General features: G+C 67.2%; 17 protein-coding genes. 6 read left to right on the top strand and 11 right to left on the bottom strand.

What is annotated here, in order from left to right:
* Positions 1-24: 24 nt before the first annotated feature.
* Positions 25-372 carry a cupin domain-containing protein gene (locus tag HH308_RS10090; protein ID WP_170194060.1) on the top strand — a complete coding sequence of 116 codons (348 nt, stop codon included), beginning with the start codon at positions 25-27 and terminating at the stop codon, positions 370-372.
* 8 nt (positions 373-380) lie between these two features.
* Entirely contained in the window at positions 381-905 is a 525-nt protein-coding gene (locus tag HH308_RS10085; RefSeq protein WP_170194059.1) for a flavin reductase family protein, read from the top strand.
* 138 nt (positions 906-1,043) lie between these two features.
* Here HH308_RS10085 and HH308_RS10080 read toward each other — a convergent pair whose 3' ends face one another.
* From HH308_RS10080 to HH308_RS10065, 4 genes are all read right to left on the bottom strand, one after another.
* Positions 1,044-1,799 carry an amino acid ABC transporter ATP-binding protein gene (locus tag HH308_RS10080; RefSeq protein ID WP_170194058.1) on the bottom strand — a complete coding sequence of 252 codons (756 nt, stop codon included), beginning with the start codon at positions 1,797-1,799 and terminating at the stop codon, positions 1,044-1,046.
* Between the two features lie 5 nt (positions 1,800-1,804).
* Positions 1,805-3,622 (bottom strand): ABC transporter substrate-binding protein/permease, encoded by a 1,818-nt coding sequence (locus HH308_RS10075; RefSeq protein ID WP_376767207.1) that lies wholly within the window; start codon positions 3,620-3,622, stop codon positions 1,805-1,807.
* Between the two features lie 44 nt (positions 3,623-3,666).
* Positions 3,667-3,969, bottom strand: coding sequence for a DUF2537 domain-containing protein (locus HH308_RS10070; protein ID WP_312870516.1), 303 nt, complete (start codon positions 3,967-3,969; stop codon positions 3,667-3,669).
* 88 nt (positions 3,970-4,057) lie between these two features.
* Positions 4,058-4,927 carry a TrmH family RNA methyltransferase gene (locus HH308_RS10065; RefSeq protein ID WP_170194057.1) on the bottom strand — a complete coding sequence of 290 codons (870 nt, stop codon included), beginning with the start codon at positions 4,925-4,927 and terminating at the stop codon, positions 4,058-4,060.
* Positions 4,928-4,982: 55 nt separating this feature from the next.
* Here HH308_RS10065 and HH308_RS10060 point away from each other — a divergent pair, with 55 nt between their 5' ends.
* On the top strand, positions 4,983-6,194 hold the full coding sequence (locus tag HH308_RS10060; protein WP_170194056.1) for a GNAT family N-acetyltransferase: 1,212 nt from the start codon (positions 4,983-4,985) through the stop codon (positions 6,192-6,194).
* A gap of 470 nt (positions 6,195-6,664) precedes the next feature.
* Here HH308_RS10060 and HH308_RS10055 read toward each other — a convergent pair whose 3' ends face one another.
* Both HH308_RS10055 and HH308_RS10050 read right to left on the bottom strand, forming a co-directional pair.
* Complete coding sequence (locus HH308_RS10055) at positions 6,665-7,174, bottom strand: MarR family winged helix-turn-helix transcriptional regulator (RefSeq protein ID WP_312870515.1); 510 nt, start codon at positions 7,172-7,174, stop codon at positions 6,665-6,667.
* A gap of 85 nt (positions 7,175-7,259) precedes the next feature.
* The gene (locus tag HH308_RS10050; RefSeq protein WP_376767206.1) at positions 7,260-8,777 is read right to left on the bottom strand and encodes an NCS2 family permease; all 1,518 of its coding nucleotides are present in this window, start codon (positions 8,775-8,777) and stop codon (positions 7,260-7,262) included.
* Positions 8,778-8,799: 22 nt separating this feature from the next.
* On the opposite strand from HH308_RS10050, the gene HH308_RS10045 reads away from it, so the two are divergent.
* Together HH308_RS10045 and HH308_RS10040 are read left to right on the top strand one after the other, a co-directional pair.
* Positions 8,800-9,051 (top strand): DUF2530 domain-containing protein, encoded by a 252-nt coding sequence (locus HH308_RS10045; RefSeq protein ID WP_170194055.1) that lies wholly within the window; start codon positions 8,800-8,802, stop codon positions 9,049-9,051.
* Between the two features lie 124 nt (positions 9,052-9,175).
* Positions 9,176-9,745 (top strand): hypothetical protein, encoded by a 570-nt coding sequence (locus HH308_RS10040; protein ID WP_170194054.1) that lies wholly within the window; start codon positions 9,176-9,178, stop codon positions 9,743-9,745.
* Here the strand turns inward: HH308_RS10040 and HH308_RS10035 are convergent.
* Positions 9,732-10,292, bottom strand: coding sequence for a phosphatase PAP2 family protein (locus tag HH308_RS10035; protein ID WP_312870520.1), 561 nt, complete (start codon positions 10,290-10,292; stop codon positions 9,732-9,734). The two genes, HH308_RS10040 and HH308_RS10035, sit on opposite strands and share 14 nt — an antisense overlap.
* A 120-nt stretch (positions 10,293-10,412) precedes the next feature.
* Here HH308_RS10035 and HH308_RS10030 point away from each other — a divergent pair, with 120 nt between their 5' ends.
* Positions 10,413-11,123, top strand: coding sequence for a hemerythrin domain-containing protein (locus HH308_RS10030; protein WP_170194053.1), 711 nt, complete (start codon positions 10,413-10,415; stop codon positions 11,121-11,123).
* Between the two features lie 4 nt (positions 11,124-11,127).
* Here the strand turns inward: HH308_RS10030 and HH308_RS10025 are convergent, their stop codons facing one another.
* From HH308_RS10025 to HH308_RS10010, 4 genes are all read right to left on the bottom strand, one after another.
* Positions 11,128-14,436, bottom strand: a complete 3,309-nt coding sequence (locus HH308_RS10025) for an ATP-binding protein (RefSeq protein WP_170194052.1) — start codon at positions 14,434-14,436, stop codon at positions 11,128-11,130.
* Positions 14,437-15,439: 1,003 nt separating this feature from the next.
* Positions 15,440-16,579, bottom strand: a complete 1,140-nt coding sequence (locus tag HH308_RS10020) for an acyl-CoA dehydrogenase family protein (RefSeq protein ID WP_170194051.1) — start codon at positions 16,577-16,579, stop codon at positions 15,440-15,442.
* A 30-nt stretch (positions 16,580-16,609) separates the two neighbouring features.
* Entirely contained in the window at positions 16,610-19,414 is a 2,805-nt protein-coding gene (locus HH308_RS10015) for a sacsin N-terminal ATP-binding-like domain-containing protein (RefSeq protein ID WP_170194050.1), read from the bottom strand.
* 14 nt (positions 19,415-19,428) lie between these two features.
* Positions 19,429-20,196: a DUF3027 domain-containing protein gene (locus HH308_RS10010; RefSeq protein ID WP_376767210.1), complete on the bottom strand. Its 768-nt coding sequence runs from the start codon at positions 20,194-20,196 to the stop codon at positions 19,429-19,431.
* Positions 20,197-20,221: the final 25 nt, after the last annotated feature.

The following is a 20,221-nucleotide window of genomic DNA, read 5'->3' as shown; positions in this document are numbered from 1 at the left end:
CCAACTCAAGACAAGGACAACCCAATGGCCAAACCAGAGCACGAATTCCATCCCGTCACCGACGTCGAGTACACGCTGTGCCCCGGCGACGACCCGCTCATCAAGGAGCGCGTCCTCGCCAAGGACCCGGAATCCGGTGTGGCGACACGTATTCTGCGCTACGAACCCGGTGCCGATTCGTCGTCGATGGGTGTGTTGACGCACGACTTCTGGGAAGAGGTCTACATCATCGAAGGCTCGTTCGTCGACATCACGCTGAACCAGAAGTTCTCCGCGGGCGACTACGCGATCCGACCGCCGGGCATGCGCCACGGCCCGTGGCGGACCGATGAAGGTGTGACCACCTTCGAGTCCCGGTACTACAGCAAGTAGGTGTAGTCATGGCACTTCCAGCGTTCAGCAGCGCCACCCCGACGGACATGCGCCGCAGCATGGGACGGTTCGTGACCGGCGTCGCCGTGGTCAGCACCGGAACCTCCCCGGACGATTGGTGCGGAATGACGATCAGTTCGCTCACCTCGATCAGCCTCGACCCGGCGATCCTGATGATCTCGCTGACCGAAGGGTCGCGCACCACCGACATGGTGGGCGCGGCCGGCCGATTCACCGTGTCCATCCTGAGCTCTCGTCAGGAAGCCGTCGCGCGCCATTTCGCGACGCGTGGCGGCGCACGGTACGAGTCGATCGAGTACGACGTCGGGGAGTTCGGACTGCCGATGATCAAGGACAGCCTGGTGCAGGCCGAGTGCGTGGTGGACAGTGCGCCCGTCGTCGGCGACCACACGGTGTTCTTCGGGCGGGTCGAGAATCTCCGGTTCCGTGAGGGCTCCGGGCTCGTGTTCAGTTCCGGGCGCTTCGGCGACTTCCACGACTTCGGTCACGACGAAATGCCCTGGCTGTTCTGAGGTGTCGTGGTCTGGGCGACAGAAGTTGCAGTGTGAGATCGAGGAAGGAGGTCGTCGTGTCTCCCGTGGAGATCGCCGATGTCGTGCGCGACCACGGCACTTCCCTTCTTCGGTCCGCTGTAGGGAGCGGACTACTCCCTACAGCACCTGGGACAGGAACTGTTGCAGGCGTTCGCTTTCGGGGGCGTCGAACAGCTTTTCCGGGGTGCCCGACTCGATGACCGTGCCGTGGTCCATGAAGACGACGTTGTCGGAAACTGTTCTCGCGAAACCCATTTCGTGGGTGACCACGATCATCGACATGCCGCCCGACGCCAGGTCGGCCATCAAGGCGAGCACGCCTTTGACGAGTTCGGGGTCGAGCGCCGACGTCGCCTCGTCGAAGAACATCACCTGCGGTTCCATCGCCAGCGCGCGGGCGATCGCCACGCGCTGCTGCTGACCGCCGGACAGGTTGCCCGGACGCGAATCCGCTTTGGCCGCAAGGCCGACGGCGTCGAGCTGCTTGATCGCCAGTTCCCGCGCCGCATCCTTCGACAGCCCGCGCAGCTTCCGCGGTCCGAGGGCGATGTTCTCCGCGACGGTGCGATGCGGAAACAGGTTGAAGTGCTGGAACACCATTCCGATGCGCTGGCGCAATTCGTCGGGGTTGTCCTTGAGCACCGACCGTCCGTCGACGACGATGTCGCCCCGATGCGGCTCATGGAGACGGTTGAGGACGCGCAGCAGCGTCGACTTGCCCGACCCCGACGGCCCGATCACGGTGGTCGTCTTGCCGGCGTCGACGGTGATGTCGACGCCGCGCAGCACCTGGTTGGGCCCGAAAGCCAAGTGGAGGTCGGTGCCTTGCAAGGAAACCGATTTGGTTGCCTGCTTTGTCAACGCGGTAGCCATGTGCGTCATCCCTTCTCGACGACGAGGTCGGCGTCGAGCGGTGCGATGGTCTCCCGCTTGCCGGTCCGCAGCCGCTTGTCGATGTAGTTGACGAGGTGCGTCAACGGAATGGTCAAGACCAGATACATCAGGCCGGCCGCGACGAGCGGCGACAGATTTCCAGTCTGCGCGTTGAGGTCCCGGCCGACCGCGAAGAGTTCACGCTGGGTCACGAGCAGTCCGAGGAAGTAGATCAACGACGAGTCCTTGATCAGCGCGATGAACTGATTCATCAAGGCGGGCAACACTCTTCGCACGCCCTGCGGGATGACGACCAACGCCATCGACTGCCGGTAGCTGAATCCGATGGCGCGCGACGCCTCGAGCTGTCCGGTGTCGACACTCTGAATGCCGGAGCGGAAGATCTCGCCGATGTAGGCGGCCGCCATCAACGCAAGGGCAACGGCGCCAAGCCAATACGGGTTGTTCCCGGTGAGATTCTTGACCACCGGCCCGACGCCGAGCCCGACGATCAGGATGATCACGACGGCGGGCAGGCCGCGGAAGATGTCGGTGTAGATCCGGGCGGGCCAACGCAGCCAGCGGGTACGCGAGATACCCGCGACGGCGAGCAGCAGACCACCGACGGTGCCCAGCACCCCCGACACCAGTGCGAGGATCAGCGTGTTCGGCAGACCGGTCTTGAGCAGATCGGGCAGCGCCTTGCGATAGAGCTCCCAATTGAAGAAGGTGTCACCGAGCTGCTGCAGCGTCGACTTGGGTGCCGCCGCCTGCTCAGTCTTGTGCTGCGCGTTGGCTTTTGCGATCGCGGCGAAATCGGCCAGCTGCGGCATCGGCGCGGCCTTCGAGCCGGGCTTCCAGCCGGCGGGCAACTGGCGCGGCACCCAGTCGGAGTACAGCTTGGCGTAGGTGCCGTCGGCGATCACCGCGTCGAGGCCGGAGTTCAGCGCGTCGATCAACGGCTGGTTGCCCTTGTTGACCGCCCAGCCGACGAAGTTGTTGACGCTGAACGTGTTCTGCACGATCGACGTCGCGTCGCCGGGCTTGATGGCACCTTCCGCCTGCTGCGACGGCGCGACCCAGGCGTCGATCTGCCCACTCTTGAGATTCGCGTAAGCCGTTGCGTAGTCGGGGAATTTCACCGCGGACAGATGCAGTGTGTTCTGCACGTAGTCGTCCTGGACGGTGCCCTGCACGACGCCGATACGTGTACCCGGTTTCAGATCGCCGAAGCCCTTGATACTTCCGCCGTTCGGGGCGACGAGCGAGAAGTAGCCGAAGTCGTAGCCGTTGGTGAAGCCGACCGTCTTGCGTCGATCGTCGGTGGTGGTGATCGACGACGACCCGACGTCGAATCGCTTTGTCGCGACCTGGGACAGCAAACCGGCGAACTCGGTCCCGGAGAACTCAACCTGCAGACCGAGTTTCGCGCAGACTGCCTTGAGCAACTCGTTGTCGAAGCCGGTGAACTTACCCGCGGAGTCGATGCAGATGCTCGGCGGCGCATCCGACAGCGTGCCGACCGACAGCTTGCCCGGCGTCAGCAGTCCGAGCGCGTTCTTGTCGATTTCGTTGAGCGGCTTGGTCGTCGGCGTCGTATACCGGTCTTCAGCCGCGCTGCCCGACGCCGCGTCGAGATTGGTCGGTGCCGCCGACGCGGATCCGACGCCGGGCGGCGCACACAGATCTGTGCTGGTGGCACTGTCGCTGCTCGATCCGCACCCGGCGAGGAGAATCGCGAGTACTGCGGCGAGAACAGCGAATACAGACAGTCGACGTCGCGCGCGAACCTGTGCGGGCGTCACCTGAAGTCGGGAAGGCACCCTAGAGACACTAACGGCAAGCGGCCGAAATGGCCGACTTTCGCTCACCCGTGCGTAAAAGCCAGAATAGCCGCGCAGCCGAAGCCGCCGACCAACCCGATGGTCGTGCCCCAGGTGATCCACCGCCACACGGCCTGCGTGCGCAGGTCCCAGAGTGTTCCTCCGAGTCCCACCGCGACGATGGCAATCGACGAGATCGCGGCGAGTTCGCTGAACGAGTCGATGAGTTCGAAGATGCCCACCATCACTCCGGCGGAGAATGCGGCCAATACGCCCGCGACAGTGAGCCCCAGAGCCCATGGAGTGGGCTCCGGGCGCCCCGGGTACCGCGCGAGTGGCAGACTCACGTTCGTCAGTGTGCGCCCTCGTCGCGGTGAGCGCGCCCGACGTCCACCGTGTTGTCGCCGGATCGTTGCGCGACCTTCACCCGAGCGGCTATCCCTGAGTCACTCGCACCCGCTCGTAGAACGAGATCGCCGCGGCGGTGGCCACATTCAGCGAGTCGGTGCCGCGACTCATCGGGATCCGAGCGCGAATATCGCTGGCGCGCATAGCCGTTTCACTCAGGCCCGGACCCTCGGCGCCGACCAGGAAGGCCACCCGCTGCGCCGCGACGGCCTGCGCCAGTGGCACCGCGGCCGGATCCGGGGTGAGGGAGATCGTCTGGAAACCGTTGTCGCTCAGAAGCTTCAGCTCCGCGGGCCAGTCCGGGAGCGCGGCGAACGGAACCAACAGGACATGCCCCATCGACACGCGCACACTCCGCCGATACAGCGGGTCGGCGGTGCCCGCCCCGAACAGGACCGCGTCGACGCCGAGTCCCGCAGCGTTACGGAAGATGCTGCCGATGTTCTCGTGATCGTTGACGCCTTCCAGAACCGCGACGGTGCGGGCATCGGCGATGATCGCGGCCGGATCAAGGCCCGCGGGGCGTCGGGCGACTCCGAGGACGCCGCGGTTGAGATGGAAACCCACGACGTCCGCCATCACGTCGGCGGTGGTCCGGTAGAACGGGACCGCGGCGGGATCGTCGGAGACCACCAGCCCGCCGTCGAGCCGGGACAACTCGCCCAATCGCTTGTCGACCCCGAGAAAGGCATGCGGTGCGAACCTCGACGCGATCATCCGTTGCGCCACAAGGACTCCCTCGGCGATGACCAGCCCCTTGCCGACACGCCCACCGGGCAGCGCGGGAAGGTCGGGACGTCGGTCCACCGAGTTGAGGTCGCGGAAGTCGTCGACGCGCGGATCGTCGGGGTCGGTGATGTCGACGACGGCGACAGCCAGCGGAGACGGGTTGGTCATCACGTGAGAATAATGGGTTGCCCGGCGCCTGCCGCGACCCAATAGTCTAGGAACCATGAGCGAGTTGAGCATGGACCGCGCCACCGACGCCGACTGGGACGACATCGCCACCGCCGACGCCCGCGCCTTCGGCATGACTGTTCCCATCGACGACATTGGCCGACAAGAACTTTCACCGCTGCTGCCGAACGACACTCTGCTCCTCGTGCGTGATCAGGCGATCGAATCGCATCCCCTGGTCGGGCTCAGCGCGTTCTATCGGATGCGGATCACTCCCCCGGGCGGCACGCCACAGCGCGCCGCGGGACTCACCTGGGTGTCGGTGGCGCCGACCCATCGGCGTCGCGGAATTCTGCGCACCATGCTCACCGAACTGTCGGCGCAGTGGCGCGCCGAAGGCTACGCGTTCGCGATCCTGACCGCGACCGAGGCGACGATCTACGAGCGGTTCGGGTTCGGCGTCGCGATGTTCGTCGACCGGGTGTCGATCCCCACCGGTGCGCAGTGGCGTTCACCGGCGACAACCCACGGCGAAGTGCACTACGCGTCGACAACCGAAGCCGCACAGACGATCCCGCAGATTCACCAACGTTGGGCCGCGCAGCATCCGGGCGCGATCACGCGCGATCCGGCGTGGTGGACGCCGATCTTCGCCGATCGACCGCCGGAGCGTCGGCCCGGGTACACGCAACTGTTCTACCTTCTGCACTCCGACGGATATGCGATGTACCGGATGAAGACCACCGACACGATCCCCGACGTCGACGTCGTCGAGGCCGTCGCCGTCACCGACGCGGCACACTCTGCCCTCTGGCGAGTGCTCACCAGTCTGGACCGTACCGGCTCGGTCCACGCCGAGCTGCCCGCGGACGACTCATTACCGTTGAAACTCAACAACTTTCGCGACGTACGTACCGTCGGTTCGGACGACACGGTGTGGGTCGCCATCCTCGACGTCGCGGCGGCACTGACTGCACGGCGCTATGCCGCCGATGTGGCTACGGTCCTCGACGTCGTCGACGACTTCGGTTCGGCCGGCGGCCGTTTCGCGTTGACGGTCAGCGACGGCGCGGCGTCGGTCAGCGACACCGACGCACCCGCCGATCTGTTCATGCCCATCGCCGCACTCGGCAGCCTGTACTTCGGCGGGCGGCGGGCGACGGAATTAGCACGGGCGGGCCGGATCAGCGGGACTGCCGAGGCGATTGCGGCGCTCGACGCCGCGCTGGCGACCGAGCGCCAGCCGGTCGCGGGGACGTTCTTCTAGACTCGCCCGAGCTAGCCACGTGGCGACTCTGTCCCGAAATGACCTGCGGCTACACCGGCGTAGAACAACAGATTTCGCGCGACGGTTTGTCTCGCGTTCCGACCGTGGTGACTACCTCCAGTCGTGACCCAGCAGGTGCGTCCGACGGTTGGGCTGTCCTGATCTGCATCGACTCAGCGAAATTCGTTGTCTCACCGTGGTTTCGACACGCTCGTCGCTAACGCTCCTCGCGGCTCAACCAGCGGAGAGTGCCCACCATCGGCGGATCAAGGCTCAACCAGCAGAGGGGGCCTACCGTCGGTGGATCCGGGCTGAGTGGCCCGCTGAGGCCGGGCAGAATGCTCTCACAGACCAGACATTTCTCACACCGGTTCACCACACGCCAGCCGCCGACGTCACCACGTCCGGCCACCGACCAACGATTCCCCAGCGATCGCGCACCGGGAATCACTCAGGCAGGGAGACTCGCCCTAGATCCCGGAACGGTGCGTCGCGGGCTTTCGCACCGCGCGGACCGGCCCTTGGTTGTCTTCGCCGGTGATGATCGCGTTGATGATGCCCACGGCCCGGCGCAGCGTTTCCCGGTCGTCGGGCGCGAGTTCGTCGAGACGGTCGCTCAACCATTCTTTGCGCGCGGCGAACTCCGCGGAGACCACCTCGACGCCGTCGGACGAGACGTTGACGATCGCCTGACGTCCGTCGGATGGATGAGGTTGACGCTCGACCATTCCGAGGTCGGCGAGAGAAGCGATGACTCGCGTCATCGACGGCGGCTGAACACGCTCTGCGGCCGCCAACGCGCCCGGCGACATCGGCCCCTCTTGATACAGGGTCGCCAGCGCCGACAGCTGCGTGAGGGATACCAAACCGCTGGTCCGCCGTCCGCGTAACCGCCGGGCGAACCGCACCACTGCCAGAGACAAGTCCCCGGCGAGGCTTCCATCGGGAATCACCTCAATACTGCTCAATGCTTCGTTCACTTGATTAGCGTAGATCAGCTTTCGACGAACGTTTCGGTAGTCGGCAGGTCGCGGTGAGAGTTCGTCCAAACGAACTACACGCAGGTCAGTGCAATAAATCTGATATCGGCCCGCGTGCGAAGTACAGAACGAAGACGATCGCGACCCCCCACAGCAGCGGATGCACGGAACGTCGGTTTCCCTTCGCCACGGCAAGAACCACCCAGCTGATGAAGCCGAGTCCGATGCCGTTGGCGATGGAGTAGGTGAACGGCATCGCGACGATCGTCAGGAACGCCGGCAACGCGTATTCGAATTTGGTGAAGTCGATGCTGCGCACCTGACCGATCATCAACGCACCGACCACGACCAGCGCGGGCGAGACCGCCTCCAGCGGCACGATCTCATACAGCGGCGTGAAGAACATCGCAATGAGAAACAGGCCGCCGGTGATCACGTTCGCGAAGCCCGTGCGGGCCCCCTCGGCGATGCCCGACGCGGACTCGACGAAAACCGTGTTCGACGACGCCGAGCCGACGCCGCCGACGATCGCGCCGGTGCCCTCGACCACCAGCGCCTTGCCGATACCGGGCAGGTTGCCCTTGTCGTCGGCCAACCCGCCTTCCTTGCCCAGGCCCGTCATCGTCCCCATCGCGTCGAAGAAATTCGACAGGACCAGCGCGAATACCAGCACCGACGCCGAGAGCACCCCGATCCGGGTGAACGCGCCGAACAGGTCGACATCGCCGAACAGACTCAGATCCGGTGCGCTGCCGAGAGATTTCGGCAGCTCCGGAACCGAGAGGCTCCACCCATGCGGGTTCTTGACGCTGGACCCGAGTCCGGTGACGGCTTGAATGATGATCGAGAGAACAGTCGTGATGACGATGCCGATCAGTAGTCCGCCGGGTACCCGCCGGACCATCAGCACACCCATCAGCAGGACGCCGAAGGCGAAGATCAGCGTCGGGTAGGTGGCGATCGAGTTGTTGATGCCCAGCTGTACGGGAACGGTGGTGTGCGCGGCGTCGGGGATGCGTTTGACGAAACCCGAATCGACGAAGCCGATGAAGGCGATGAAGCAGCCGATGCCCGCGGCGATCGCCGCCTTGAGTTCGTCGGGTACCGCGTTGAACACCGCAGTTCGGAAACCGGTGACGGCCAGCAGCACGATGATGATGCCGTCGACCACCACGAGTCCCATCGCCTCGGGCCAGGTCACCTGCGGCGCAACGGAAACCGCCAGCAGGCTGTTGATTCCCAAACCGGTTGCGATCGCGAAGGGATAGCGGGCGACGAGCCCGAACACGATGGTCATGACACCCGCGACCAGTGCGGTCACCGCGGCCACCTGCGCGAGCGGCAAGACATTGCCGAGGACGTCGGCGTTCTTCGGCTGACCGGGGATGCCGCCGATGATGATCGGGTTGAGCACGACGATGTAGGCCATCGTGAAGAACGTGACGACGCCGCCGCGCGCCTCACGAGCGAACGTCGACCCGCGTTCGGTGATCTTGAAGTATCGGTCGACCGCATTCACCGGACGGGTCGTCGCCTGCTGATCGGACTCCGCCGGTCGGGTGGGGTCGGTCTCCTGCTGGTCGCCTGCGTGCTGTTCTGCCACGAGAAGAAGTTAACCTGAAGTAATGAGCGACGCAGCAGATCAGGTCCCGCAACTGCCCGCCGCGCTGCGCGCGCCCGAGCCGGTGATCATCGTCGGGATGGTCGCTTGGCTGGTCGCCACCGTCGTCGTGTGGGTCAGCGGCATCGGCGACGAACGGCTGCTGCGGGTGTGTTGGGTCGGCTTGGCCGTCGGCGTTCTCGGCACCACGATCTTCCTCGTGCAGCGCGCGGGGGTGCGACGCGGGGCCAAGGGCGCCCAGGACGGACTGGGTTGACCCGCGCCCGTTTTTCACCTTTCGACGCCTCTTGGAGAATGAGAAATTCGGCGCAGCGGTGCCTAGCCGGAGTAGATTTGAGATTGTAAACAGCAGTTGTCTCTCATCTGAACGAGGCATGAACATGAACACAGCACTCGCCGAGCAATTGTTCACATCGCGAACCAACCTGTTGGTGGAACTTCAACGCGCACATGCCAATCCGGATCTGTGCGACGAGCTCGCCACCGTCTTGCAGTTGCACGTGCTCGGCATGCACACCGCCGACGCCGAGGTCCGCCCACATCTGCGAGTCGTCGAGAAGTACCGGATGCGCTCGGAGTGGAACCGGCTGTCGGCCGGCCGCGCCGCGGATCTGATCGCGCACCTCGCCGCACTCCCCTCACCGGACGACGCGACCATCGTCAACGACGGCGCGGCCTGCGATTCCCGATGCCGACTCGACCTGCTGATCGTCGTCGCACAGCTGGCGCTGGTCCGCGGCGACGCCCGGCCGTCGGACGCACAAATCCACATCCGCGACATCGTCGAGGATCTGCTGTCGAATTCGGCGGAGGCCATCCTCGCCGATCAGGTGGTGCGCGACGCATCGACCGACGCCTGGTGGTCGGGCGCCGACGTCGCCGACCTGGAACGGCTGAGGCGGGCGGTACGACCGCTCGTCGGCGATGCGACGGAACTCAGCGTCGGGTGAGCCTGCGCCAGGCCGCCACGCACAACACCACCCACAGCGCCCCGATGACCCAGCCGGCGAGCACGTCGGTCATCCAGTGCACGCCCAGGTAGACCCGGGTGCACCCCACCAGCACCGACAGCACCGGCGCCAGTGCCAGCACCCAGGCGTGTCGTCGTAACCACGCGCTGCAGTAGTAGGCGCTGACCGCGAACAGCCCGAAGCAGATCGCGGTCATCATCGCGTGACCCGACGGAAACGAATTGCTGTCGATCTTCAGCAGCCGGTCGGCGACGGGCGGCCGCTCCCGGCCGAAGACGTCTTTGAGGGCCACCATCAGCACATACCCGGACACCGATCCCACTCCCACGAGCACGGCCGTCGAACAGCGCCGGGTGGCGGCCAGCGCGAGCACGACGACCAGCGTGAGGACGGTCAGCACGATCGTCGTGCCGAGCAGTGTGAGGACCCGGGCCACCGATATCCAGGGTTCACCGCGGTGCTGTGTCACCCAGCGGTAGACGTCGACGTCGGGGCCGGTCTGCCCCATTCGCAGCGCGGTGTCCACAACGGTCAAGTCGCCTCCAAGTGAAATTCAAGGTCCTCGCGGAAGCCTAACCGTGCGGCAATCGAACGAACGCCGCCGACACCGCATTGGCACCGACGCCGACCGACACCGAGGACCGCCATGACCACCACCGCACACCGCGTCCAACTGATGCTGCCCGGCCAGGCCGCCGCTCCCGACGGCCCCGTCGATCCGTTCATGATGTACCTGATGCATCACGCCTTCCGACGCGACCTGGACAGTTTCAGCAAGGCGGTAGCCCAGACCCCCCTCGACGACCGTGCGACGTGGCAGGCGCTGGAGCAGCGCTGGATCGCGTTCTCCGAGGCGCTGCACCATCACCACAGCGCCGAAGACGCGGTCCTGTGGCCGCACCTAATCGACCACACGCCGCCCGCGCAAGCCGCGGTCCTGCACGCGATGTCGGCCGAGCACAGCGAGATCGATCCGCTACTCGATGCCTGCGGAACGGGATTCGCACAGTTGGCCCATGGTCCGGACGGCGCCGCCCGAGAGCGCCTGACGAGCGTCGTGGCCGCGACCCGGGATTGTCTGTCGGAGCATCTGGCACACGAGGAGACCGGCGCGATGGCCCTTGTGCAGGACTCCCTGACCCACGAGCAATGGCTCGCGCTGGAGAAACAGTTCAGCACCGGCGTGAAGCCCACCGCGATCTTCGTGATGGTGCCCTGGTTGCTCAAGGGCCTCGACGCCGACGACCGGAAGGCCGCGCTGGCCCGCGTGCCGTTCGTGATGACGGTGATCGCGACGGCGATGCAGCCGTGGTTCACACGCGCGGAGCGCCGCGCCTTCCGCTACGGCGACGCATGAACTCTCAGAATCCGAACTCGGTGCGGACTCTCTCAAACCAGCTTCGCACCAAGGGAATTCGCCATTCATCCATGAGCTCCAGCGCGGCGCCGGCGTGGCGTGCGGCGCGTTGCGGATCACCCAGCGCGGCGGCCGCGAAGGCGAGGTAGGCGTCGACCGGGCCGGACGCGGTACTCGATCCCGATACCGCACACTGGCCGGCGATCGGAGTCAGGAGCTCGTATGCCTGCGCGGCGAGTGCGGGATCATCGAGGTAGAGCGCGACTTCAGCGGCCGACGCCCACTCGAGCGACGAGAACCACTGCGCCGGAAGGAGCACGACGCCGCGTTCGGCGAGGATCGCCCGCGCCTCGTCGAGTCGTCCGACCCGCGTGAAATAGACTGCGACAGAACAGGTGTTGGGGATCCGCCAGATGGCCTGGCCGGCCAGGCCGTCGAGCATCCCGTCGAGGGTGCCGGCCCACAGGCTCACCGACGCGACCGCTCCGACGATGGCGTCGGTGCCCTGCTCGAACGGAAACCGGTCGACGAGTTCGCGCACCTGCGCGACAAGCCGCCACGCCGCGTCGATCTCACCGCGCTGCGCCAGCCAGGTCGCCTCCATAGCGTCGAGGACCAGCCGCGGAAAGGGTTGGCGCAGTTGCACCGACAGTGCACGCGCCCGCCGGTGGGCGGCGGCCATCGCATCGACGCGGCCGAGCTCACCGCAGATGATGGCTTCGGTCACCTTGGCCTGCATGAGCCCGGCGTCGTCGCCGAGACGCTGTGCCAGCTCGACGGCGCGATTGATCAGTACGAGTCGCCGCGACACCCCATACGGCGTCCACAGCGCCAATTGGGCGCGCAGCGCGACCTGCAGCGACAATGCGTCGTCACCGAGGCGATCCGCCATCGCCTGGGCATCCTCGACGAGCCCCTCGCGTTCGGATTCATTTGCGTCGTAATAGGTTTCGGTGGCCAGCGCCAGCATCGCCTCGACGCGCAGCGCCGAATCGCCCGCGGGCAGCCGGTCGAGGGCCGTGCGTAGGCCGTTGACCGTGGTGGGAGTCGTGGCACCGTGACTGACTGAGAACCACGTCGCCCCACGGGAGGGCAGGACGGCGGCCTGGGCGAGGCGCTGCGGGTCGTCCATTGCGGCCGCGACATCGATGGCCTGAGCCACCGACTCGGTGGCCGCGGCCCAATCGCCAAGCTGCCGTTGGGATTCGGCGAGATCGAGCAGAACGTCGTAGCGATCGGCCGGTTCCGAACGCGGATCAGCGACGAGGATGCCGAGCGCCGCGCGGCGATAGCCGACGCTGTCTTCGTGGGCGAAGAGGCCGTCGGCGACCTCGGCCGCGCGCACGGCAGCACGCCACGCCTGCGCGGTGTGCGCGGGCCCGGCGGCCAGCCAGTGGCGGGCTATCTCCGACGGCTCGGCCGCGGCGTCGTCGAGGATCTGCGCTATGCGGGCGTGGCGTCGGGCACGTCGCGTCGCCGGCTGCTCGGCATAGGCGACGTCGCGCACGAGTGCGTGAAAGAACAGATATTGCTCGACGCCGACCTCGCGGAGGAGTCCGAGCGCACAGAGGGGTTCGATGATGTCGAGAGTCTCGTCCGCGCTCAGATCGACCGCGGCGGCGAGGGTTTCCAGATCGAAGTCGCGTCCGATCACCGCTGCCGTGCGGAGCACCTGCGCAGCGGTGTCCGGCAGCCGGCCGAGTCGGCGTCGAATCACCTCGCCTACCGCGGTGGGTGGGTCGTCGGAGGTCAAAACCTTTGTCAGATCACCGGATTGGTCGGCGAGGCGCGCGTACTCACTGACGAAGAACGGGTTCCCGTCGGTGCGCCGTGCCAGCAGGTCGGCCTGATAGCCGGTGGGGTGCAGGCGAGTCACCGCGGCGACCATCGTCGCGATACCGGTCGGGGTGAGCCCGGCCGGCGTGAGCCGATCCGCGTGGCGACGACCAAGCGCCTCGGACAGTTCCGCGAGCGCACCGGTGGGTTCGGGGGCCGACCGCCAGGTGAGCACGACCATCAGCCGGTCCGTCTCACAACTGTCCGCGAGCAACGTCAGTACCCGCAGCGACGACGAGTCGGCCCAATGGAGGTCGTCGAGAACGACGAGCAACGGCGTCGTCGAGGCGAGGGAACGAAGTTCGTCGACGATGTGGTGGCGCAGCGAGAACGCGTCGTCGCCGTGCACGCCCGGGCTGCCGAGTTGATCGAGGATCTGCCGCCACGGCCACAATGCCGGCGCACCCTCGTCCTGGGAGCAGCGCGCTATGGCGACTCGCCCACTGGCGGCGAGCCGCGCGGCCTCGATTCCGATGCGCGACTTGCCGATTCCCGGTTCGCCGGTGATCACCACGAATTGTGTTGCGCCACTGACACTTCGGTCCCATGCATCAGACAGGGTCGTCAGCTCCGCCGACCGTTCGACGGTGGGCCACAGCAGGGTGGGGAGTCCCTGCCGCGTGGGTTGCGGAGTTGGCTGGGAAACCGGCGGCGGCGCAGCGACACCGGTCAGCGATTCGGTACGGCGTTGCTGCAGTAGCGCCGGATCCTGGGTGAGGATGCGTCGGGTGAGTTCGGCGATGTCGGGACTCGGCTCGATTCCGAGTTCTGCGTCGAGCAACCCGCGAAGGTCGCGCAGCCCGGCCAACGCGTCGGCTTGCCTGCCCGAGCGGACCAGCGCCGTCGCACGCAGGCCCCACAGGTTCTCGCGAAGGGGATGGTCGGCGATCAGCGCATCCAGAGCGGTCACCGCCTCGTGGTGATCACCTTGCGCCAGAAGGAGTTCCGCGCGCGACTGACCGGCGAGGACACGCAGCTCGACGAGCCTGTTGCGTTGGGCGGCGATGTGCGGACCGTCGGGCAGATCGGCATACGGTTCGCCGCGCCACAATGCGGTCGCGGTGTCGAGGTCGGCGATCAGTGTGGCTGAGTCGGCGTCGGCGAGCGCATCGGATCGGTCGAGTGCGGCGCCCACGCGGGCGACGACGTCGGCGAACCGCTCGGCGTCGACCGCGTTGCGCTCGATCGCGAGCCGGTAGCCCGGAGCCTGAGTGAGCAGAACACGCGCCTGTTCCCGACGGCCGCGGTTCGGCTCGAGGACCCGGCGCAGCCCGGAGATGTATGCGTGCAGTGTGGAAAGCACTGAAGCAGGCGGGTTTTCACCCCACATGATGTCGATGAGGGCGTCGACCGACACCGCATGCGGCACATGCGCGACGAGCGCGGCGATCAGCGCACGCTGCTTGGGCGTGCCGAGATCCATCACCTCGCCCGAGTCGGTGCGGACCTCCAGCGGCCCGAGAACTCCGAAGTCCACGTCGGTGATGGTAACGGTTACGTCGGCGATGGCGGCGCCGAAATCCGATCACCACACCGCTGTCGTCGAGGAACGACGCTGGGGCGATTCCAGCTTGCACTGCGGTAACCCGCTGGCACTGCGCTTCTCGAGTCGCCACTTCGGTAACCCTGAACACTGCGGTAACCAGCGCAGTCGGAAATGGTTACCGCAGTTGCGAATTGACTACCGCCGTTCGACATGATTACCGCAGTCGGAGGTGGCGTCGTCGGGTCACCAGACCCCTCATTACGCCGAAGCTCGTCTACTTCGACTCGGCACTCGGGGAGCGGGGTGGGCGCCACGACGTCTTGGTCCCCAGCTGGTCTCTCGGCTCACCAGCCCCCTCGTTACACCGAAGCTCGTTCCTCGCTTCGGCACTCGGGGAGCGGGCCTCGCTTCGGCACTCGGGGAGCGGGTGGGCGCGGGCCTCGCTTCGGCGCTCGGGAGCGGGGTGGGCGCGGGCCTCGCTTCGGCACTCGGGGAGCGACGGGTGGGTACGTTCCTCGCCTCGGCACTCGGCCTGGTTCCACCGATGGCAGGCCCCTCCGCTGGTTGAGCCGGTCCGAGGCGCTAGCCGAGGTCCGTGTCGAAACCACGGTGACACAATAGATTTCGCACGAACCCTCATCTCGCGGTCCTACCGTGTGACCATCTTCGGCCGTGCACCCAACAGGTGCATTCGACGGTCGCGCTGATGTCGCCGTCCTGGTCTGCCTCGACTCGCCGAAATCTGTTGTCTCGCCATGGTTTCGACACGCTCGTCGCTAACGCTCCTCACGGCTCAACCAGCGGAGGGGCCTGCGATCGGTGGATCCAGGCTCGGGGAGCGGGGTGGGTGCGCCACGACGTCTCGTTCCCCAGCTGGTCTCTCGGCTCACCAGACCCCTCGTTACACCGAAGCTCGTTCCTCGCTTCGGCACTCGGGGAGCGGGTGGGTGCGCCACGACGTCTCGGCACTCGGGGAGCGCCACGCCCTCTCGCCCTACTTCGCCAGGGCTCGGCCGATCACCAGGCGCTGGATCTGGTTGGTCCCTTCGAAGATCTGGGTGATCTTGGCTTCGCGCATGAGTCGTTCCACGCGGAAGTCGCGGGTGTAGCCGTATCCGCCGAGGACCTGTACGGCGTCGGTGGTCACCTTCATGGCGGCGTCGGTGGCGACGAGTTTCGCGGTGGCCGCGGCGCGTGAGTAGTCCAGTCCCGCGTCGCGGCGTCGGGCGGCGTCGAGATAGGTGGCGCGCGCGGAGTCGACCGCGGCCGCCATGTCGGCCAGCAGGAAGCTCAGACCCTGGTGGTCGATGATCTTGCGGCCGAACGCTTCGCGCTCCTTGGCGTAGGCGACCGCCTCGTCGAGCGCGGACTGCGCGATGCCGGTGGCGACGGCGGCGATGCCGAGGCGGCCGGAGTCCAAGGCGGAGAAGGCGATTCGCAGCCCCTCCCCCTCCGCGCCGAGGCGGCGATCCGCGGGAACGAATGCGGAGTCGTAGGTGGCCGACGTCGTGGGGACGGCGTGCAGGCCCATCTTCTCCTCGGGCTTGCCGAAGGACAGGCCCTCGGTGTCGCGGGCGACGAGGAAGCAGGAGATGCCCTTGGATCCTTCGCCGGTACGCGCGAAGAGGTTGTAGTGGTCGGCGATGCCGCCGTGAGTGATCCACGCCTTGGCCCCGTTGACGATGTAGCCGCCATCGGTCGGGGTGGCTTTGCAGGCGACGGCCGCCGCGTCGGATCCGGCCTGCGGTTCAGACAGACTGTAGGCGCCGATCAGCTTGCCGTTCAGCATGTCCGGCAGCCAACGCTTCTTCTGCTCGTCGGTGCCGAAGTAGAACAGCGGGTGGCAGGCGAGACCGTGGACGCTCACGGCGACGGCGACAGCCGCCCAGCGTGCGGCCAGCTCTTCGAGGACCTGCAGATATACCTCGTACGGCTGCCCGCCGCCGTCCCACTCCTCCGGGTATGGGAGCCCGAGCAGACCGGCCGCGCCGAGCTCGGCGAACAGTCCCTGCGGGTAAGTCTCCGACTTCTCGTGCGCGTCGACGATGGGAGCCATCCGCTTGTCGGCGATGTCGCGAGTCAGTTCGATCAGCGCGTGCGCTTCGTCATTGGGGAGCAAGCGATCGACGGGCATGTGATTCGGCCTCCGGTTAGTTCATATTAACTAGGATGTCATAGTAATGGGCCCGCCGAGATGTGTCACTCCTTCATCGTCGACCCACCATGTGACGCCAAACACGTTCACCGCGCCGTCGATGCGCACCGAAACCCGCAGAGCGTCGTGCAAGCGCACCTCGCGGCGCGGAATCTCCGCGCCGCGTTGCGCGAGAAACGCGAGCGCCTCGGTACTCGACGCCCACGTCGACGCCGCACCCGGTTCGACGACCTCGACGTCGAGCGCCTCCGACGCCAACCGCAGATCCAGCGCGTCGGCGACGGCTTCGGCCCTACCCCGCTCGATCGGTATGCCGACGACGACGGCGACCGACGGATCGATGACCTGCAACAGCCACGGCCGGTCCACCACGATCGCGTCCTCCCCGACGACGGACCCGTCGAACGCGCGTGCCCGGAACGGATACGGGAGGTCGGCGAGGTCGGCGTCGACGACGATTCCTCGCGAAAAAGCCTGTGCCAGTGCCGAATAGGTCGTGGCCGCACTGCCCGGGGTGACCGTTCGCCGATCGTCGCCGAGACCGTCGACGATGGCGGCGCCGGTGATCGCGGACCGGATCGGCAGCCCGCCGAGCGACTCGGCGAACACGTCGGCGTCGGGATGGTCGAGCGGATCGAGGATTCCCTCGAGTTCGACCGAGCGCGGGGCACGCCAGGCGGCGAGGGGTCTGCCGTCGACCTCCGCGAAGTTCCGCAGCCACCAACAGGTATAGCCCTCGGGATCGTCGAGGATCGCTCGGATGTCTGAGTCGGCGGCCAACAACGACAGCGCCTGCGGCCACCGATCGTCGGCGACGAGGTCGAGGTCGCGCACCGCCCAGAGCTCACCGGACCACTCGCCCACCGACTCCCACCACTGCTGTTCGTCGGGCAGGTCGTGGTCGGGTCCGGTCGGCAGGTCGTCGTGCAGCAGGGTGAAGCCCCAACCGGCACCGAGCCGGCGCAGGGTGTCGACACCCCACTGCTCGACGACGTCGGCGTCGACGAGGCCGAACGGTGAATCGTCGATGAGCACCCCGGCGAGCGGACTGCCCGGCAACAGCAGTTCGTCGGCGCGTGCGAGCTCACCGTCGGAATCGCGGATCAACAAGGCTGCCAACCACTTCGGCACATCGGCGTCGACGTCGCGGCCGATCAGCCCGAGGACCTCCGTTGCCAGAGCGTCGACGACGTCGTCCCCGTCGAGGTCATCGAGAGCATCCTCGGATGCCTCGACGGCCGCCCGTAGCGTGTCGGCCGCCAACATCTGCGACACCGAAACCGGCTCCGCCCCAAGACGTTCCAGCAGCGGATGCACGGCTTCCGGCGCGACGGTCGGCAGCCAGCTGACACCGGCGACGCCCGGCGACGGCAGATAGAGCCCGCGCGCACCGTAGTTGAGGCGGCCGTCGGCGCGCGGAACGGGCAGTGCGCCGAGCTCTTCCACGTCGTGGCCGGACGACACATAGGGTGACAGCGCGTCGTAGAGCCGCGCCCACCACCGCGGCGGCTGTTGAACCGAGGCGAGCGCCGACGCCAGTTCGGCCAAGGTGATCTCGGTGGCCCCGACGCTGCGCAGGCGCGCCAGGGCGGGCGTCTCGGAGAGATCGGCGACGACGAGATCGGCCAGCACTTCACCGACCAGATTCGCGAGATCCGCCGATGCGTCAGCGAAAACCTGTGCGGCGCAGCCGGATACCTCTGCGTCCTCTTGGTCGGCGACGTACGCGCGGGGCAGCCATCGCTCCTCGCGCAGCCGCCGGACCACCGCGTCGCGCAAGGTCGCGTCGACGTCGTTGCGCGCCAGCCCGGGCGGTGGCACCAGCGCGGCACGGTGCGCCGCGGGCAGCGCGCGAACGAGCTCGACGTAGCCGGCCGCGGCGACGGCGACGTCGGCGCCCGGATACAGGCCACGACGGTCCGGGGTCACCGCGACCGAGGCGATACACCGTGCGGGAAGCGACAATTCGATGTCGGTCTCGGTGGGCGCGCGCAGAAAGTCGCGACGGTAGGGATGCGGCGCGTCGTCGACCATTTCGACGAGCCACCGTGTTCCCGGCCCGTCGCCCGTCGGCGTCGACGTTGCCGAACGCCACCGACGGTGCGATCCGCCGGGCCCGTCGAGCACAACGTCGTCGACGCCGGGCCCGACGCTGATCCGGCTCCGGGTGGTGCGCTGCGAATCGATCGAGATCTCCTGCAGTGCAGTGAGTTCCAGCAGCAAGTCGGCCACGCTGTCCGACATCGCGGTCAGCAGGGCCGCCGCATCGACGTCCGCGCGCAGATGCAGGACGACCGCGGTGTCGAAACCGTCGGGCGGCGGTGTGTCGATGGGCCAGGCGATCCGCAGCAGCGGCGCCTCCGCGGCGTCGGCCAGGGCCGCCGCGCGCGGCTTGTCGAAGACCAACGAGCCTGTGACAGAAAGGATCTCGACTCGATCCGCGACGGTTGCGACGGTGGAGAAGCCGACCCCGAAGCGTCCCACGACGGCGGCCGGGTCGTCGTGGTCGCCGTGTTTGGCCGAGACGCGAACCGCCAGCAGCGACCGGACGCCGTCCACGCTCAGCCCGGCGCCGGTGTTGGCGACGATGAGCGCGCGGTCGTCGAGCCAGATGCTCAGGCGCCCTTCGGTTCCCGCTAGTGTTGCGGCGTCGGCCGCGTTGGCGGCGAGCTCGATCAGCAGCCGATCCCGGTAGCCGATCGCAGCCAGATCATGCTCGGTGGCGAGGTCTTCGGACAGCCGGGTCGGCGACGCCTGCCACGCGGCCAGCGTCGAATCCCGCAGCGCGGCAAGGCCGAACGTGTCGGCGGACACGCCGGGGCGGGCGGTCAGGCGCCGGTCGTGGCGTCGGCGACGATCTCTACCACGCCGTCGTCGTAGGCGTCGAAGGCCGGCGAACCATCGCCGGACGGCGCGGGGACGTCGGAGTGTGCGCCGCAACCGTATTCGGCCGAGACGATCCGGCCGTCGGCGGCGTACTCGTTGGTGCACGCACCGAACGCGGCGCGCAGCGAGCCGGCCAGCGGCGCGTAGAAGCCGCAGCTGGCGCACTGGTGACGGGCGGCCAGCGCCATCTCCGAGCGCGGCCCGAAGTCGCCGTCGAACCAGCGCTGCGCGGTGTCGGCGCGGCCCTGCGCCGACAGCACGCGCTTGCGACCCAGGCCGAGCTCGCCTGCGACCGAGGCGATGTCGTCGGGGTCGACCTGCTCGGATTCGAACCGGAACTCGTCGCCGGTGTCGATCTGATTCGGTACCAGACGCGGGTCGTCGGCCGGTGCGGCCAGCAGATCACCGGGCGACAGATCGCCGGAGCGCACCCGCTCGGACCAGGGCACCCAGCTCGGGGCGAGGAGCGCGCCGTTGCTCGGTAGCAGCGCCACCTCGCTGACGGTGACGTCGTCGGAGTCCGGCGCACCGGCGACCACGACGCACCACTGCCACCCGTGATATCCGGGGACGTCGGCGGCGAAATAGTGCGCGACGGCGCAGTCGCCCTCGACCGTGGACGCGACGTGCTTGCCCGGATATTGGCCGTCGGCGATCAGCGCGTCACGCGCGACCTCGACGGCAGCGCTCAACCGGTCATTCTCCAGCACAGAACTCACGCCTTCCAGTGTGCAA

Source organism: Gordonia asplenii, assembly GCF_012933505.1.
Classification (GTDB): Bacteria; Actinomycetota; Actinomycetes; order Mycobacteriales; family Mycobacteriaceae; genus Gordonia; species Gordonia asplenii.
This window is presented reverse-complemented; position numbering and strand designations above follow the sequence as displayed.